Annotated in this window: 26 protein-coding genes; all 26 read left to right on the top strand. The window is 59.9% G+C overall.

Annotated features, from left to right (window positions below; translation table 11 throughout):
- Positions 1-99: 99 nt before the first annotated feature.
- The 26 genes from I6L38_RS11145 (at position 100) to I6L38_RS11265 (ending at position 16881) form a co-directional block, all read left to right on the top strand.
- Complete coding sequence (locus tag I6L38_RS11145) at positions 100-903, top strand: GPO family capsid scaffolding protein (protein WP_201889349.1); 804 nt, start codon at positions 100-102, stop codon at positions 901-903.
- A 12-nt stretch (positions 904-915) separates the two neighbouring features.
- Complete coding sequence (locus tag I6L38_RS11150) at positions 916-1974, top strand: phage major capsid protein, P2 family (protein WP_216988486.1); 1059 nt, start codon at positions 916-918, stop codon at positions 1972-1974.
- Positions 1975-1983: 9 nt separating this feature from the next.
- Positions 1984-2745: a phage terminase small subunit gene (gene gpM, locus I6L38_RS11155; protein WP_201889351.1), complete on the top strand. Its 762-nt coding sequence runs from the start codon at positions 1984-1986 to the stop codon at positions 2743-2745.
- 108 nt (positions 2746-2853) lie between these two features.
- On the top strand, positions 2854-3330 hold the full coding sequence (locus I6L38_RS11160) for a head completion/stabilization protein (protein ID WP_201889352.1): 477 nt from the start codon (positions 2854-2856) through the stop codon (positions 3328-3330).
- On the top strand, positions 3330-3533 hold the full coding sequence (locus I6L38_RS11165) for a tail protein X (protein ID WP_201889353.1): 204 nt from the start codon (positions 3330-3332) through the stop codon (positions 3531-3533). Before I6L38_RS11160 ends, I6L38_RS11165 begins: the two co-directional genes overlap by 1 nt.
- Positions 3534-3561: 28 nt before the next feature.
- On the top strand, positions 3562-3792 hold the full coding sequence (locus I6L38_RS11170; RefSeq protein WP_019445413.1) for a TraR/DksA C4-type zinc finger protein: 231 nt from the start codon (positions 3562-3564) through the stop codon (positions 3790-3792).
- 9 nt (positions 3793-3801) lie between these two features.
- Positions 3802-4173 carry a putative holin gene (locus I6L38_RS11175; protein WP_071911234.1) on the top strand — a complete coding sequence of 124 codons (372 nt, stop codon included), beginning with the start codon at positions 3802-3804 and terminating at the stop codon, positions 4171-4173.
- Complete coding sequence (locus tag I6L38_RS11180) at positions 4170-4511, top strand: phage holin family protein (RefSeq protein WP_139746580.1); 342 nt, start codon at positions 4170-4172, stop codon at positions 4509-4511. The genes I6L38_RS11175 and I6L38_RS11180 overlap by 4 nt, the downstream gene beginning before the upstream one ends.
- Positions 4508-5329 (top strand): N-acetylmuramidase family protein, encoded by an 822-nt coding sequence (locus I6L38_RS11185; protein WP_201889354.1) that lies wholly within the window; start codon positions 4508-4510, stop codon positions 5327-5329. Before I6L38_RS11180 ends, I6L38_RS11185 begins: the two co-directional genes overlap by 4 nt.
- A complete protein-coding gene (locus tag I6L38_RS22665) occupies positions 5319-5792 on the top strand; it encodes a phage lysis regulatory protein LysB (RefSeq protein ID WP_201889355.1) in 474 nt (157 codons plus the stop codon). The genes I6L38_RS11185 and I6L38_RS22665 overlap by 11 nt, the downstream gene beginning before the upstream one ends.
- The gene (gene lysC / locus I6L38_RS11190) at positions 5683-5925 is read left to right on the top strand and encodes an Rz1-like lysis system protein LysC (protein ID WP_236660684.1); all 243 of its coding nucleotides are present in this window, start codon (positions 5683-5685) and stop codon (positions 5923-5925) included. The genes I6L38_RS22665 and lysC overlap by 110 nt, the downstream gene beginning before the upstream one ends.
- Complete coding sequence (locus tag I6L38_RS11195; RefSeq protein WP_201889356.1) at positions 5900-6370, top strand: phage tail protein; 471 nt, start codon at positions 5900-5902, stop codon at positions 6368-6370. The genes lysC and I6L38_RS11195 overlap by 26 nt, the downstream gene beginning before the upstream one ends.
- Positions 6352-6822 carry a phage virion morphogenesis protein gene (locus I6L38_RS11200; protein WP_201889357.1) on the top strand — a complete coding sequence of 157 codons (471 nt, stop codon included), beginning with the start codon at positions 6352-6354 and terminating at the stop codon, positions 6820-6822. Before I6L38_RS11195 ends, I6L38_RS11200 begins: the two co-directional genes overlap by 19 nt.
- A gap of 57 nt (positions 6823-6879) precedes the next feature.
- Positions 6880-7644: a hypothetical protein gene (locus tag I6L38_RS11205; protein ID WP_201889358.1), complete on the top strand. Its 765-nt coding sequence runs from the start codon at positions 6880-6882 to the stop codon at positions 7642-7644.
- A 520-nt stretch (positions 7645-8164) separates the two neighbouring features.
- Positions 8165-8596, top strand: coding sequence for a Panacea domain-containing protein (locus I6L38_RS11210; RefSeq protein WP_201889359.1), 432 nt, complete (start codon positions 8165-8167; stop codon positions 8594-8596).
- Between the two features lie 5 nt (positions 8597-8601).
- Positions 8602-9018, top strand: coding sequence for a hypothetical protein (locus I6L38_RS11215; RefSeq protein ID WP_201889360.1), 417 nt, complete (start codon positions 8602-8604; stop codon positions 9016-9018).
- Positions 9019-9189: 171 nt separating this feature from the next.
- The gene (locus I6L38_RS11220; RefSeq protein WP_201889361.1) at positions 9190-9762 is read left to right on the top strand and encodes a phage baseplate assembly protein V; all 573 of its coding nucleotides are present in this window, start codon (positions 9190-9192) and stop codon (positions 9760-9762) included.
- Positions 9759-10118 carry a GPW/gp25 family protein gene (locus I6L38_RS11225; RefSeq protein ID WP_201889362.1) on the top strand — a complete coding sequence of 120 codons (360 nt, stop codon included), beginning with the start codon at positions 9759-9761 and terminating at the stop codon, positions 10116-10118. Before I6L38_RS11220 ends, I6L38_RS11225 begins: the two co-directional genes overlap by 4 nt.
- Positions 10115-10996, top strand: a complete 882-nt coding sequence (locus I6L38_RS11230; protein ID WP_201889363.1) for a baseplate J/gp47 family protein — start codon at positions 10115-10117, stop codon at positions 10994-10996. The genes I6L38_RS11225 and I6L38_RS11230 overlap by 4 nt, the downstream gene beginning before the upstream one ends.
- Positions 10997-11006: 10 nt before the next feature.
- Entirely contained in the window at positions 11007-11408 is a 402-nt protein-coding gene (locus I6L38_RS11235; RefSeq protein ID WP_201889364.1) for a hypothetical protein, read from the top strand.
- Positions 11408-12823 carry a phage tail protein I gene (locus I6L38_RS11240; RefSeq protein ID WP_201889365.1) on the top strand — a complete coding sequence of 472 codons (1416 nt, stop codon included), beginning with the start codon at positions 11408-11410 and terminating at the stop codon, positions 12821-12823. Before I6L38_RS11235 ends, I6L38_RS11240 begins: the two co-directional genes overlap by 1 nt.
- A gap of 1 nt (position 12824) precedes the next feature.
- Positions 12825-14228, top strand: coding sequence for a glycine-rich domain-containing protein (locus I6L38_RS22670; protein WP_236660671.1), 1404 nt, complete (start codon positions 12825-12827; stop codon positions 14226-14228).
- A gap of 33 nt (positions 14229-14261) precedes the next feature.
- Positions 14262-14618 carry a tail fiber assembly protein gene (locus I6L38_RS22675; protein ID WP_236660672.1) on the top strand — a complete coding sequence of 119 codons (357 nt, stop codon included), beginning with the start codon at positions 14262-14264 and terminating at the stop codon, positions 14616-14618.
- A 200-nt stretch (positions 14619-14818) separates the two neighbouring features.
- Positions 14819-15991: a phage tail sheath protein gene (locus I6L38_RS11255; protein ID WP_322111666.1), complete on the top strand. Its 1173-nt coding sequence runs from the start codon at positions 14819-14821 to the stop codon at positions 15989-15991.
- Positions 15992-16000: 9 nt separating this feature from the next.
- Positions 16001-16519, top strand: a complete 519-nt coding sequence (locus I6L38_RS11260; RefSeq protein WP_013723888.1) for a phage major tail tube protein — start codon at positions 16001-16003, stop codon at positions 16517-16519.
- A 77-nt stretch (positions 16520-16596) separates the two neighbouring features.
- The gene (locus tag I6L38_RS11265; RefSeq protein ID WP_019445430.1) at positions 16597-16881 is read left to right on the top strand and encodes a phage tail assembly protein; all 285 of its coding nucleotides are present in this window, start codon (positions 16597-16599) and stop codon (positions 16879-16881) included.
- The last annotated feature ends 8 nt before the right edge of the window (positions 16882-16889 follow it).

The following is a 16889-nucleotide window of genomic DNA, read 5'->3' on the forward strand; positions in this document are numbered from 1 at the left end:
GTAGCGCCACCACACACTGGCCCCAGATTGCACGATCCCGCCGCTCACCCAGACCATAACCGCGACATCACTACCCAATTACCAAAGGGATCTCAGCACATGCCTAAGTCCAAATTCTTCCGTGTTGCGGTTGAGGGGGGCACCACCGACGGTCGCGCCATCACCCGCGAATGGATTGAGCAGATGGCCCAGCGCTACAACCAGGCCACCTACGGCGCACGGGTCAATATGGAGCATATCCGGGGCCTCGACCCCAACGGCTTGTTCAAGATGTACGGCGACATCACCGCCGCCAAGACCGAAGAGGTCACCATCGAAGGGGAACAGCGGCTAGCCCTGTTCGTCCAGATTGACCCGACCCCTGAGCTGATCGCGCTGAACAAGAAGCGCCAGAAGGTCTACACCTCCATCGAGATCCACCCCAACCTGAACGAAAAAGGGGCCTACATGATGGGGCTGGCCGTGACCGACAGTCCGGCGAGCCTTGGCACCGAAATGCTGCAGTTCTGCAGCAAGGCCGCAGTCAACCCGCTGGCCGACCGCAAATACCATCCGGAATGCCTGTTTACCGAAGCCCTCGAAACCGTCATCGAGTTTGAAGATGAGCAAGAGAAAGGCCCGGGCCTGCTGGAACGGATCAGCGCCATTTTCACCAGTCACAAGCAGCAATCGACCGCCGATTTCAGCGAGGTGCATCAGGCCATCGAAGCCGTCGCCAAAGAGGTGACCAGCCTCGATACCGACCTGCAAAACAGGTTCAACGAACTGACGGCCCGGCAAACGGCGACCGCCAACGCCCTGGCCGACCTGACCACCCAGCTCGAGCGCCAGGAAGATTTCAGCCACAAGCGCCAGCCTGCCACCGGTGACGATGGCACCAAGCCAACCAACACCGATTTTTAAGGGACCCCGATAATGCGCAACGATACCCGTCAGCAATTCGAGCAGTACACCAGCCAACTGGCGAGCCTGAATGCCGTCAGCTCGGCCATGGTGCAATTCAGTGTCGAGCCCAGCATCCAGCAAAAGCTGGAAACCAAAATGCAGGAGTCCGTCGACTTCCTCGGCATGATCAACATCGTGCCGGTGGATGAACTCAAAGGGGAAAAGGTCGGCATCGGTATCAATGGCACCATCGCCTCTCGCACCGATACCAGTGGCGGCAAGGCCCGCGTCCCGTTCGACCCGACCGGACTGCAAAACACCAAATACGAGTGCGAAAAGACCAACTACGACACCAGCATCGGTTACGCCAAGCTTGATGCCTGGGCCAAGTTCAAAGACTTCCAGATCCGCATTCGCGATGCCATCGTCAAGCGCCAGGGCCTGGACCGCATCATGATCGGCTGGAACGGCAAACTTGCCGCGAAAGACACCGATCGCGTCCAGTTCCCTATGCTGCAAGACGTCAACATCGGCTGGATTGAGCACACCCGCCATGATGCTCCCGCCCAGGTGATGAGCGAAGGGGATGCGGGCACCGGCCATATCTACATCTACCAGCCCAAGAGTGAAGCCGACACCAAAGAGGGTGATTACGGCAACCTCGACGCCCTGGTGTTCGATCTGGTCAACAGCAAGATCAAACCCTGGTACCAGGACGACACCGATCTGGTGGTGATCTGCGGTCGCAAGCTGCTGGCCGACAAATACTTCCCCATCCTCAACGAGACCCGTGACAACCAGAACAAGCTGGCCGGTCAGGTGCTGGTGAGCCAGAAACAGATTGGCGGTCTGCTGGCGATCCGCGTCCCCTTCGTCCCGGAAGACACCCTGATCGTCACCCGCCTCGACAACCTCTCCATCTACTGGCAGATCGGCGGCCGCCGTCGCCACCTGGAAGAGCAGCCGAGCCTCGACCGCATCGTCAACTGGGAATCCTCCAACGATGCCTACGTGGTCGAGGATTACGACTGCATCGCCGTCGCAGAAAACATCACGCTGTGCGCCAAACCTGCGCCTGCAGGCGGTTAAGGAGCCACGATGACACCTGCACAACGACACACCGCCCGCATCATGGCCGCCCTGCAAGGGGCGGCCAACCCCGAGCAGGATCGCGCCGCCGCCAACCAGTACGAACTCCAGCTGATGCAGCTGGCCGAGCACCGCCGCACCCTCAAGGGCATTCAGAGCCTCGAACGCAAGATTGACGCCAAACGCACCATGCTGGCCACCTACACACCGTGGATTGATGGCCTGCTGGCCGCCGATCGCGGTGGTCAGGATGACGTCATGGTGACCGTGATGCTATGGCACCTCGACACCGGCGATCTGGCAGGCGCCCTGCCGATGGCTGATTACGTGATCCGCCACGGCCTCAATACCCCGGACCAGTACGAACGCACCGCCCCCACCCTCATCGCCGAAGAGGTGGCCGACACCGCCATCAAGCTACAAGAGGCGGGCAATGGCCCGTCCCTACCATTGCTCAGCAGCTACATGAACATGCTGGCTGACTGCGACATCTTCGACCAGGTGCGCGCCAAGTTGCACAAGGCGGTGGGCCGCGCCTGTTATGCCGAAGGGCTCAAGGAGCAAGCGGCCGACCACTACCGCCGCGCCATCGAACTGCACGACAAGGTGGGTATCAAGCGAGAGCTGGAAGATCTGCTGCGCGAGATCAAAAAGGAGAAAGCCACCTCCGGCCAGCCGGCCAACGAACCGGCACAGCAGCCGGGCGCTGAGCCCCAATCCGAATCACAGCCACCCGAACAGCCTGACCCCGCCCCCGGCGAGGCCAGCTAACCGAGCGAACCCCGCACCCTGGGCGGCTCGGGCCTGACGAATGCCAGCGGCATACCAGACGGCCCGACCACCGCCCAACATGCGGCGCCACCTCACATCAGGAGCACCATGAGCACCGGATTTTTAGCCACCAACCCGACACCGGCCGCCACAGAAGAGGGCGACATCACCAGCGCCCCCTTCTGGCCGGCCATCTCGCTTTGCGCGCTGCGCGACACCGTCCGGCTCGATGGCACCGTCACCACCGCCCGCCTCACCCATGCGGTGATCGACGCCATCACCAGCGTCAACCGGGATCTGGCCCAGTGGCGCAGCGCCCGAGAAAGTGAAGGTCACGCCACCCTGGCCGCCGTGCCCACAGAGCCCATCAACGGCGAATCGATATACCTGCACAGCTACCGGCGCGCCGTCTACGCCATGACCCGCGCCAACCTGCTGGAGCGCTACACCGACTACAGCGCCACCGGTGACGGCATCAAAGGGGCCGAAGCCAAAGAGCTAAGTTCGGATGACCTCTACCGCGATGCCCGCTTTGCCATCCGCGACATCATCGGCACCACCCACACCACGGTGGAGCTCATCTGATGCAACTGCGCAGCCTGCAGGGCGACACCCTCGATCTCATCCTGTTTCGTCACTACGGCTACACCGCAGGCATCACCGAGCAGGTGCTCAACCTCAACCCCGATCTGGCAGCGCTCGGCCCCATCCTGCCAACCGGCACCCTCATCAACATGCCAGCGGCCCCCACGCAGGCCGAACAGCCGCTGATCCAGCTATGGGACTGACTGTCATGCGACAAAAGAGAACACCGACATGAGCCGCCTCGACGACGAACTCGAACGACTGGCCAACATCAGCGAGCAGCAACTCGCTGCCCGCATCCATGCCGCCCGCATCGCGGGCACTGGCCCCCACTACTGCATCGACTGCGACGACCCGATCCCGCAGGAGCGCCGCGAGGCGATCCGGGGTTGCGAGCGCTGCGCCGACTGCCAGACCATCCACGAATTCCAACTCGCCCGCCACTGCGGCAGCAAACGATAGGAGAGCACGATGCCAGAACCGATTTCCTCCAGCGCCGCAACCAGCACCCTCACCGGTCTGGCCTTGCTGTTCACCCTGCCCGGGGTGGATCCCTCCGTCGTACTCGGCGCGCTCACCGGCGCGGTGCTGTTTATCTCGGCCGCCGAAGAGCAGGGGCGCCTGCGCCGGATTGCCCTGTTTGTCGCCTCGTTTATCAGCGGCCTGCTGCTGGCCGGCTTTACCTGCCAACTGCTGGAGGTACTGCTGCCCGCCAGCGTCCAGGTCAGCAATGCGATCGGCTCGCTGATCGCCTCCGCCATGATGGTGCGCCTGCTGCAGCTCATCATGCGCAATCAAGATCGGCTACTTGAAGCCTTGTTTAACAAAAGGGGGCAACCATGATCCCGACGACTCCTACCGGTGTGTTTATCTACACCGCCCTTTACGCCCTGATCTGCGCCGCCATCTTCCTGCGGGTCATGCTGTTTGACCGCAAAGGTGGCGAGTATCGCGCCCTGCCCGCCTGGATGGCGTGGCTGCTCTGCGTGCTGTCAGGCTCCATTCCGCTGCGCTTTCTGTTCGGCGGCATTCCAGTGCCAGATCCGGCAGCCTTCGGGCTCGCTCTCTTCCTGCTGTGCGCCGTGCTCAACACCGGCGGCTCTGTGCACCACCTGCTGCCCCGGGGCAAACCATCCAGCACCGACCATGCCCGGGATATTTACCGGAGGTACCAGCCATGAGCCTGAAAAAAGGCGATACCGGCACCGCCGTGGCCGACCTGCAACGCCGCCTCACCGCCGCCGGTTATCCGGTCGCAGTCGATGGCTGGTTTGGTGAGGCAACCGAAAATGCACTGGTAGCCTTCCAGCGGGATTACATGATTGCCGCCATCGGTCAGGCGGGCCCGCGTACCCTGGCCGCCCTGCTCGGCAGTGAGCGCGGCAACCAGCTGACCATCAACCACATGCAGGCCGGCGCAGATCTGCTGGCGGTACCGCTGGCCACCATGGCCACCGTTGCCCAGGTCGAGAGCATCGGTGAAGGCTTCACCCAAGCCATACGCCCGGTGGTGCTGTTCGAGCGGCATGTGTTCTACAAGCAGCTCACCAAACATCTGGGCAAGGCGGCCGCCGACCAGTTGGCCGCCCATTACCCCAACCTGGTCAGCCCCAAGCGCGGCGGCTATGCGGGCGGCGCAGCCGAGTGGGAACGACTGCAACTGGCCATCAGCCTGCATCGGGATGCCGCCATCGAGTCGGCCAGCTGGGGCATGTTCCAGATCATGGGTTACCACTGGCAACCGCTGGGCTTTGCCTCTGCCAGCGACTGGCAGAACGCCATGCAGCGCAGCGAAGTCGAACACCTCACCGCCCTGTGCCACTTTATCCAGCAAGACCCCGCCATGCACAAAGCGCTGCAGGGGCGAAAGTGGGCGGACTTCGCCCGCCGCTACAACGGCCCGGCGTATAAGGAAAACGACTACGACACCAAGCTGGCCAAGTGGTTTGCGTACTTTACCAAGGTCTATAAGGTGCAGGAGGTAGCCAATGTGGCGTGAACTGCTGGGCTCGCCCCTCAGCTGGTTGCTGCTGGCGTTGGCTGTCGCTCTTGGTGGCTGGGGCTGGTCAGCCCGCTCGGCGGCCAAGACCAAAGGGGACGTCACCACCCTGCAAACCAGTCTCAAGGCAGCCGATGAGAAAACCAGAGAGGCCGAGCGACGCGAGCAGCTTAAAGAGACAGCCATCGCCACCCTCACCTGGGAACTGACCACCCAGGCACAAGCGGCGCAGCTGCTGCAGGGCCAGCTCGACCAGCTGGCGCAGGCTGCCGCCACCCGCGCCGACACCATCAAGAGGCTCAAACGTGAAAATGCCGAACTCAGCACTTGGGCTGATCGCCCTCTGCCTGACCCTGTTATCAGGCTGCTCCAGCGCCCCGCCCTCACCGGCTCCGCAGATTATCAGGCTCACCTGTCCAGCCCCGAGCCCCTGCCGGCTGCCGCCGGCGGCACCACGCAATAACGGCGACTTGCTCGACCAGCTGAGCCAGACCGAGGCCGCCTGGGCCAGTTGCGCCGCCAAGGTCGATAGCCTCATCTCCTGCCAGACACGACAACAAGGAAGGGAAGATGGAAAAGCCAAAACAGATCCGTGAGGTGCTGACCCGCTGCGTACCGCACCTCAAAACCAACCCGGACAAGCTGCACATCTTTATCGCCCCGGGCAATATCGAAAGCACCGGCGCCCGCTCCCTCTCGTTCGAGTGGCAATACCCCCTCACCATCGGTATTGAAGACTTTGCCGGCCACCCGGATCAGATCATGGTGCCGCTGCTGGCCTGGCTGCGCCAACACCAGCCCGAGCTGATGACCAACGACGAGTTGCGCAAGGATGGCATCACCTTCGAGGCCGAATACCTCGCCAACGACCTGATGGATCTCATCATCACCGTCAAGCTGACCGAGCGGGTCAAGGTATGGCAGAACGAACAGGGGATAGGCTGGGAGCATCTGCCAGAACCGCCGGAAGACCCTTATGACGGCATCACCTGGGAGCTCTTTATCAACAGGGAACCGCAGCCATGGCCACCGACGACCTGAACCGGCTGGTCAGCTGGGCCGATGCTCTGCTGGCCAGCATGACACCGGCCGCCCGCCGGCAACTGATGGGGGAAATGGCCCGCAGCCTGCGCGCCAGTCAGAGCAAACGGATCAGGGCCAACATCCAGCCGGATGGCAGCCCTATGACCCCGCGCAAGCCGCTCAGGAAGCTGGCAAAAAAACGCGGTACCACTCGCCGCAAGATGTTTCAGCATCTGGTCAGCCCCCGCTGGCTCAAGGCAACCAGCACCGAGCATCAGGCCGTGGTCGAGTTTGTCGGCTCGGCCAATCGCCTCGCCACCATTCACCAATACGGCCTCAAAGATCGCATCAAGGACCGCGAGATCAGCTATCCGGCACGGGAGCTGCTGGGACTCACTACGGAGGAGGTGGAGCAGTTGGAGGAGTTATTACTTGCCCAACTGTCCCATTCAAACAACATCGGACGTTGATAGCAGAAAAAAGGACCTCTATGATGCCCTATTCCGTCTATGCCACAAGGAGGATAAATGGACAGAAAAGAAAGGTTACAACCCATTGAACAGGGGACTAATAAGCTCGGAGATGCCCCAATACTTTATGAAAGTAGCATCTCACCAATGCAAATCTGGCAAGGTGTACTGCTGTTCTTACCGCTGATTTATGCCGCGATCTATGTCATTGGAATGTTCTATCACTTTGGGTATCTTGGAGAGTTCCAGTTAAACCCCTACGACTTCCAACAACCAACTGATCTCACACTTCTACGCGGTTTTACTTCGTTAGCAGGCATCCTATCGCTAACTAATTTTAAGTATGCAATATTCCTTTTTGCTGCTTTTGTGGGACTGCTCGTTTTTCTGTTGTATGCAAGGCAAGTAAGGGAGTACTTCACTAAATTTTTCCGTCGACTGAAGGGCTTAGACAAAGCCAGCAAAGCAATAAAAGACACCTTGACTGAAGCTCCAGTAACGACTCAGCTATTAGACAAAAGTACAGAGTTGTATGCACGAATAGTGACACTGGCAGTGCCATTTCTCATTCTGTTTATTTTGGCGATAGTCTCTCTGCAAGATGGAATCGCTGATGCCAAAAAAGATAAGATAGACCTCTCGCAGCCAGATAACGCAAGAACCATCACCACCTCGTCACGTTTGGGTGATAGACCCAACCTGCGCATTATTTGCAATACTACCCACTGTGCTTACTGGAACACGACAGGTACTCTGATCCTGCGCCATGACCAGGTAGATCAGACTCTGATCCTCCCCCCCAAAGAGCCTAAGAAGTCATGATAACCCGACACAGGGCTGCAGCCCTGTGTTTGCCCCCAGCCGAAAAAGACATCCCCTGCACTGACGGATATCGCTACCCTGACCTAGTGTTGGCGCGCCGCCGACCGGATGATGGAGGCGCCCTCAGCATCTCCCCCCTGCTTGAGGTCGCTGAACACCGTGACGCAGGCCACTACTACTCCATCATCAACTAGTACACCAACCCCCTGAACCAGGCCCGCAAGATCCTGGCCGACCGCCCCCGCCATATCCAACCCAACACCCAAGGCGACAGCGACTGGCTCAAGCAGATACCCCACCTGCGCCGACAGCCGAAAGCGATCGGCTGATAATGTGACCGGTCACGCATTACTCATGCGTGACCGTACTTTCGTCTACGGCTTCCGCATCAATTGGGGTTGATTGGTTGCGCGATACTGCGCGATACTATGCAGGTAACGGCATGTATCTGACAGGTATGGCAGGCCGGTAGCGCAGAATAGTAAAGTGAATCGGTCGATAATAATAAATAGGGCAAGACATGGCGAATGTACTAGATGTAGCGAAGTTGTTTATACGGTTGGGGGACGACGAAGATGGCATCTCCAATCTTAAGCTTCAAAAGCTCGTTTATTATGCTCAAGGCTACTATTTAGCATTGTACGATAAGCCGCTGTTTGACGATAATATTGAAGCTTGGGCGCATGGCCCCGTTGTACCTATTCTTTATCATAAATTCAAAGATTTCGGCAGCAACTCGATTGATGACAATCCAAAGTTCAGCCCGCATACATGCCTGACCAAACCAGAAATTGCTCATATTGAAGAAATTTATAATGTCTTCGGGCAATTCAGCGCTTGGAAGCTTCGTAATATGACGCATGAAGAATCGCCTTGGATTAAGCATGAAGCTTTCGCTGATGTTATCCCACAAAAAGAACTTAAAGAATACTTCGATACTCGCGTTAGTTAATATCCATGGCCAAAAGAATAATAAAGTTACCTAAAGAAAAAACGGACGGTAAGATATCGGCGCAAGATCCATCAGTTAACTATGATGAACACCCGCCAATTTTTTCCCTTGAACGTCTTCAATCCGGTAACTTTTGTTTACAAACGCTAGACCAAGAAGGAAAGGCTAACTTTGCAGAGGCCATCTTTCGTAGAAAAGGAATGATGTGGAAAGATATTAAGCAAATGCCAAAGCATGGCTTGGGCTTTGAAAAAATATCTAAAACCGCAATACATGCTGCTATTCCAAATTTCATCACACCAGATGTAGACCATTTTTTAGCTTTTAGGTATCACGGAAAAAGAGCCATGGTTGGATACCGAAAAAATGACATATTTTATGTTCTCTGGTTTGACAGTGTTTTTACTCTTTATTCCCATTAGCGCGATGGTCAAATAGGCACTGACGCCAATCGCGAACGCTGTGTTTCTTCTGCCCGCTAAATTAGCGCACAACCAACCCGCCTGACAGCATCACCACCGCCGCCAGTGTGCCAGCGCCGTACACACTGGCCTCCCCTCGCCTTACCCGCCATTGCCCAAAACAATGGCCCCATGCAACCGACCTCAACCGAACTCAAGCGCCTGATCGACAACCTGATCCGCATTGGCACCGTCACCGCCGTGCGCTCAGGGGAATGTCGAGTCAAAACCGGCAACATCACCACCAACTGGCGGCCCTATACCACAGAACGGGCCGGGGCTAACCGTACCCGCCACCGCCTGAGCCTGGGCGAGCAGGTGATCCTGCTCTCCGTCAGCGGCGATCTGCGCAATGCCTATATCGTCGGCCGCCTCAATGCTGACCAGTTCCCCGAACCGTTGGCCGAAGATGACAACCCGGATCTCGACCGTACCGAATACAGCGACGGCGCCATCATCGAATACAACCCGGCAACCGGGGCACTCAACGCCACCGGTATCAAGTCCGCCACTATCTCGGCATCGGTAACCGTCAAGCTGATCACCCCGCTGGTCGAATGCACCAAGGCGCTCAAGGTTGGCACCACCATCAGCGCAGGGGGCAAGATTACCGCCCCCAGCGCAACCATCGGCGGCATAGAAGTCACTACCCACAAACATAAAGACACCATGCCGGGCAGCGGTACATCAGGGGGCCCGGTATGAACTGGCTCGGCATGAATGCCGCCAATGGCCGCGCCATCAGTGCCACCGACCACATCATCCAGTCTGTGCGTGACATCCTTATCACCCCGGTGGGTTCGCGGGTGATGCGCCGTGACTACGGTAGCGAGCTCTTTTACCTCATCGACATGCCCCAGCATCCAGCCACCCGCCTGCGCCTGATGGCCGCCACTGTGCAGGCCCTTATCAACTGGGAGCCCCGCATCACCGTCACCCGCGTCGATGTGCTGGGCGGCGGCATGGATGGTGCCCTCACCATCGAGCTCACCTGGCAGCGCAAAGATGGCGGCGTGCTGGAGTCTGCGACCATCCCCATTCCGACAGGAGCCACCCAGTGAGCACTGTAGACCTGACCCAACTACCACCACCGGAAGTCGAGGAAACCCTCGACTTTGAGGCCATGCTAGCCAAGCGCAAAGCCACCCTGATCAGCTACTACCCGGCAGACCAGCAGGCGGCTATCGCTGCCACGCTGGAACTCGAATCAGAGCCGCTCAACAAGCTGCTGCAGGAGAACGCCTACAACGAATTGATCCTGCGGGCCCGCATTAACGATGCCGCCAAGCAGACCCTGCTCGCCTTTGCCAGTGGCACCACCCTGGACCATGTAGCCGGTGAGTACGAACTCGAACGCCTGCTGGTCACCCCAGGCAATCCATCAGCAACCCCGCCCATAGATCCGGTGTATGAATCTGATGACCGCCTGCGCATACGCTGCCAAATGGCCTATGAGGGCATGGCCACGGCGGGCCCGGTCAATGCCTACAAGTTCCACGCCCTCTCGGCCAGTGCCGAGGTGGCCGATGTCGCCGTCGATAGCCCCATCCCGGGCACCGTCAGAGTGACCATCCTCTCACCGGCAGGCCAGCCGAGCGCCGACACCCTCAATCTGGTCGAGCAGTCGCTATCTGCCGAAGACGTGCGCCCGCTCTGCGATCTGGTAGCGGTCGAACCGGCCCAGATCAAACCCTATGCCGTCGATGCCACCCTCAACGCCATCGGTCTGGGTAAAGAGCAGGCCATTGCCGCCGCGAAAGATGCCATGACCAAGACAGCCGCCGCTTACTACCGGGTCGGGGCGACCGTCCCGCTTTCCGCCATCTATGCCGCTCTGCACCAGCCGGGGATCGACAGCGTCACCCTGCGCGCGCCGCTGACCGACGTCACCTGCAGCGAGCAGCAGGCCGCCAAACTCACCACCCTCCACCTCGACTAAGGACACCACCATGGCAAACGCCCTCTATGACAAAGCCCGCGAAAAGTTTCTCACCGGCGCCATCAATGCCAGCGCCGACACCCTCAAGTGTGCCCTGCTCAAGAGCACCTATTCGCCAACCCTTGCCAGCGACGAGTTTTACAGCGGGATTTCGGCCCATGTGGTCGGAACCCCGCAGACCCTCACCAGCAAAACCGTGGCCGTAGGCGTGCTCGATGCGGCCGATGTCACCTTCACTGCGGTGCCAACCGCCAACGTCAGCTACTGCGCCATTTACAAAGACACCGGCAACGCCGCGACCAGCCCGCTGATCGCCCTGTTCGATACGGCGGCGGGCCTGCCGGTCAGCACCAACGGCGGCGACATCATCATCGCCTGGGATAACGGCCCCAATAAGATCTTCAAGCTCTGATGGCAACCCTCTATCCCGTCTGGCGCGGGTCACTCACCTATCACGACGGCACCCTGTCACATGACGGGGCAGCTCTCTATCGGGGCACGGTGCAAGGCCCGGATGATCCAGCGCCAGAGGCCATTGCCGGGGTCAGAGTTGGCCTGACAGTGGCAGGGATAGAAGCAGGCCAGGCCGGGATGGCATCACTCATTCAGCGCGCCAAGCCAACCGGGATCAGCCAGTTTGCCGCCGGGGCCAATAAGCTGGCCAGCCGCGCCAAGGCCATCGCTATCACTAATTGCGCACAGGGTGAACCCGCGACGACCATCCGGGCCACGGTTGCAACAATGGGCGATCTGCTCGCCATGGGGGCGGCTGACATGTCAACACAGATAACCCTTGCCGGGCTTGATGCGGGGATGGTCGGCACGGCGGGAGTCAGAACCCGGCTCGGAACCGGCGGATTACCCCCTGATGCCATCAAGGCGCCGACCATTCAGCAACGGCTGGCTCCTGCAGGGTTCGCTCTCGGCGTCATCGGCAACCACAAAGCCAGGGTGCGACAGACCATCGGTGATCTGGCTGACGGTCAGCAAGGTGCGCTATTGCTGAAAACCAAGCTGGCGCAGGTGGCAACCGCCTTTACCGGCGCAATGGGCACACCGATCGCCCAGTACGCCCAGATCATCTATCCGATGGCACCAGCCCTGCCAGCAGCAACCCAGCCAGCCCTGACCATCACCCTGGCACAGGATGGACTAGCACCCCCATTGGTAGGCCCGTTCACCACCATCACTCACTTGGCGACCCAAGGGGTCGATGCCGGTGGCATGGGGTCGCACAAGGTGCATCGCATGCCGCTGGCAACGCCTGCCACTCGCGATCTGCTGCCACCCTCTGCAACCCGGCTGGAGCACCTGACCGCCGCCGCGCTGGCCTACCACCTGACACCAGAAGCCATTACCGCCACCCGCTTTGCCGATACCTGCCCAACGCCGTTGCTGCCCTGGCTGGCATGGGCCCGCTCGGTGGACTGGTGGGAGTTGGCGGAATCGGAAGACCAGCAGCGGGCGCTGATCAAAGCCTCGTTCAGGTTGCATCAGCGCAAGGGCACCCCGTGGGCCATCAAGGAGGCGCTGAACGTGCTGGGCTTTGGTGACAGCACCATCATCGAGCGCGCCACCGGCCGCCGCTATGACGGCACACTCAGCTACAACGGCAACGAACCCCATGGCGACCCGACCCGCTGGGCAGTCTATCGGGTCATCCTGACTCGCCCGGTCACCACCGAACAGGCCAACCGCATCAAGCGCTTGTTGGCAGAGATGGCCCCGGCCCGTTGCCACCTCTCCGCGCTCGATTACACCCGGGCGCCCGTTACCTACAACGGCGCCGCAACCTACAACGGCAACTACAACCACGGAGCCTCGTGATATGGCGAATTTACAAGAGGTCGTCAGCTGGGAGGCTGGCATCTACCAACTCGAAACCGGTGATCCGGTGCTGGGCGGCCCGGGCGGCATCTCCAACAAGCAAGCACAAGCACTGGCCAACCGTACCGCCTACCTGAAAAAACACGTCGATGATATTGAGGGTGGCAACACGGCGGCCGGCAAGGCCAACAAGCTCAGCACCGCTCGCAATATTGCCCTGGTTGGTGATGTGACCGGTCAGGCGGCATTTGATGGCAGCGGCAACATCACCATCACCGCCACCTATAAAAACTCGGGGGTAGTGGCGGGCACCTATCGCTCGGTCACCGTCGATGCCAAGGGCAACATCACCGCCGGCAGCAACCCCACCACCCTGGCGGGCTATGGCATCACCGATGCGGTTCCCAGCGCACAAAAAGGCGCAGCCAATGGGGTGGCGACGCTCGATGGCAGTGGCAAGGTCCCCGTCAATCAGATCCCGGCCACGGCCATCACCGACACCTTTGTCGTCAACACCCAGGCCGCCATGCTGGCCCTGACCTCCGAAGTCGGGGATATCGCCGTACGTACCGACCTCAACAAGAGCTTCATCCTGCGGATTGCGGGCGCCGCCACTCTGGCCAACTGGCAAGAACTGCTCACCCCGACCGACTCGGTGCAATCGGTGGATGGCATGACCGGGGCGGTAACCATCGCCACCGCCAGTGAAGCCGTGAAGGGTAAGGCACAGATCGCCACCCAGACAGAGGTGAACGCCGGTACCGATGACGCCAAATTCGTCACTGCCTTGAAACTGGCAAAGATGGGCATTCAAAAACAGATCGCAACCTTCAAACAGGTGGGCGTGACCCACTGGGTGGTTCCAACCGGCGTGTATAAAGTCCTGGTCACAGTGGTCGGTGCTGGCGGCGGTGGGGGTGGAGCCAGCTCATCGACCAATTACAACGCCAGTGGTGGCGGGGGTGGCGCGGGGGGATATGCCAAAAAGTTGGTCAACGTGTCCCCGGGAGACAGTATTCCCATCACGATCGGAACAGGGGGTAAAGGGGCACTAAATGGGACTGTTGCCGCCTCCCCCGGGCAAACCAGTTCATTTGGCACGTTTTGCAGTGCCACCGGCGGTAGCCCGGGCAACTCCGCTGTGGGTGGGTCCACCTCTTCGATGTGTGGTGCAGGAGGCGGCGGCGGGTTAGGTTCCGGCGGCGACATTGATGGTTATGGTGGCCATGGTTCAGCCGGGATTGCTTCCGCGCCTTCCGCAGCAGGGGGGTCTGTGGGCCAAGGACAAGGTGGAACAGCCCTCGCCTCATTGGGTAGAGGGGGAAATGGCGGCGCCACGGTAACAGGTAATCAGGGCGCGGCTGGCCAAGATGGATTAAACGGTATCGTTATTGTGGAGTGGTAAATTATGTGGGCACGAATCGAAAAGAATGTCGTCATGGAAACCACCGAGGTTGACCCCTCTGGCCGCTATTATGAAGCGCTTGACTGGATGGCATGCAGCGATGATGTGATGCCTGGATGGGTCGTCTCAGGTAACAACATCACACCACCCTCAGTAACGGAAGTCTCTCCTGAAAATAGCGCGCAAGCGCGCCTGTCAGACTGCCTCACGTTGGCAAATCAGACCATTGCTACCCTTCAGCCCGCAGTCGATGGCGGCTATGCCAAGCCAGAGCACACCCAGTTGCTGGCCGACTGGCAGCGTTACCGCTACGAGCTGACGCTGGTGTCGGAGCAAGCCGGCTGGCCAGAGTCGCCGCAGTGGCCAACCGAACCGGACAAAATCATCTAACGAAACACCCCGCCTTGTGCGGGGTGTTTCGTTACTGCCGTCCGTTACCCCGTTGTCACCGCCCATCCAGTGTATCCACGCCAGATACACTGGCCGCCGCTCGCCTGCGATCCCCTGCCCCTGCATCCTGACCCTGTTCACATCACCTGCATTACCTACGCAAAGAATGCTCCGTCCGGACAACAGGAGAACCTATGGCACTGGACCAATTCCACCACGGCGTGCGCGTCGTCGAAGCGACCGAGGGTACCCGTACCATCCGCACCGTCGCCACGGCGGTGATCGGCATGGTCTGCACCAGCGAAGACGCCGACGCCACCTATTTCCCCCTCGACAAGCCTGTGCTGATCGCCAACCTGCCAGCGGCCATCGCCAAGGCGGGCAGCGAGGGGAACCTGAAACGCTCACTGCAAACCATCTATGACACCGTCAACACCATCGTTATCGCCGTGCGTGTGGCCAAAGGCGCGGATGCGGCAGCGCTGACAAGCAACATCATCGGCACCATCAAGCCCGATGGCAGCTATACCGGCCTCAAGGCGCTGGAGCGGGCCACCCCGGCTACCGGCGTCAAGCCACGCATCCTCTGCGTGCCGGACAACTGCACCCTGCCGGTATCCACTGCGCTGGCGGGCATGGCCAAGAAGCTGCGCGCCTTTGCCTACGTGCCGACCATCGCCGAGACCGTCGAAGCCGCGCTGGCCTACCGTGAAAACTTCTCCAGCCGTGAGTTGATGCTGGTGCATGCCGACTGGATCGCGTGGGACGTTGCCACCAATGCCAGCATCAAGCTCGATGCCTGCCTCAAGGCTGCCGCCATGCGGGCACTAATCGACAAAGAGATTGGCTGGCACAAGACCCTGTCGAACGTCGGCGTGACCGGGGTCGATGGCATGACCAAAAACCTGTTCTGGGATCTGCAAGACCCCGACACCGAGGTCGGCCTGCTCAACGCCAACGAGGTCACCGCACTGATCCGCTCTGACGGCTTTCGCTACTGGGGCAACCGCACCTGCTCAGATGATCCCCTGTTCGCCTTCGAGAACTACACCCGCACCGCCCAGATTTTGGCTGACACCATGGCCGAGGCGCACATGTGGGCCAACGACAAGCCGCTGCACCCGTCCCTGGTCAAAGACATCGTCGAAGGGATCAAGGCCAAGGGCCGCGAGCTGGTGAACGGCGGTTATCTGCTCGGGTTTGACTGCTGGTACAACGAGGAGCTCAACGACAAGGACACCCTCAAGGCGGGCAAGCTACGCATTGATTACAACTACACCCCGGTGCCGCCACTCGAAGACCTCGGTTTCATCCAGCGCATCACCGACCACTACCTGATCGACTTCGGCGCCCGCGTCGCGGCCGCAGCATAAGGAGCCCCCATGGCACTGCCACGCAAACTCAAACGCCTGAACGTCTTTCTCAACGGCGAGAACTGGGTAGGTGAAGCGGAAGATTTCACCCCGGCCAAATTGACCCGCAAGTTTGAAGCCTATCGCGGCGGCGGCATGGGCGGCGCCGTCAACATCGATATGGGATTCGATGACAGCGCCCTCGATGTCTCGTTCACCTTCGGCGGCTATGGCGAGCCCCTGCTGCGCTGCATGGGGGAACCCAAGGCCGACGGCACCATGGTGCGCTTTGCCGGCTCGGTGCAGGGCGACGACACCGCCGAAGTGGTACCCGTCGAGATCATCTGCCGTGGCCGCTTCAAAGAGCTCGACCGCGGCACCCTCAAGGCCGGTGACAACTCCCAGGCCAAGGTCGGCATGGTCAACACCTACTACAAGGAGACCATCAACGGTCAGGTGATCCATGAAATCGACCTCATCAACATGATTGAGATCGGCCCCGATGGCGTCGACCGCATGGCCGAGCACCGCAAAGCCCTCGGCCTCTAACCCCTTCTCTCATCCAATGGGCGGTCCTTATCCAACCAATAAGTGCCGCCCTCACCACATAACCAGGAACCGACACCATGGAAAACAAAACCGTTACCCTCGACCAAGCCATCCAGCGCGGCGACACCACCCTCACCGAGATCCAGCTGCGCAAACCCAAGGCGGGCGAAATGCGCGGCCTCAATATGACCGATGTGGTGCAGATGGACGTCAACGCCCTCACCAAACTGCTGCCCCGCATCACCACCCCCATGTTGACCGAAGCCGAGATCGGCAACATGGATCCGGCTGACCTGATGCAACTGGGCAGCGAGGTAAGCGCTTTTTTGGTACCGAAGAGAATGGCCTACCTCATTGCGTAGACGAGGTG

The sequence above is a fragment of the Aeromonas sp. FDAARGOS 1408 genome, from assembly GCF_019048665.1.
Lineage (GTDB): Bacteria > Pseudomonadota > Gammaproteobacteria > Enterobacterales > Aeromonadaceae > Aeromonas > Aeromonas dhakensis.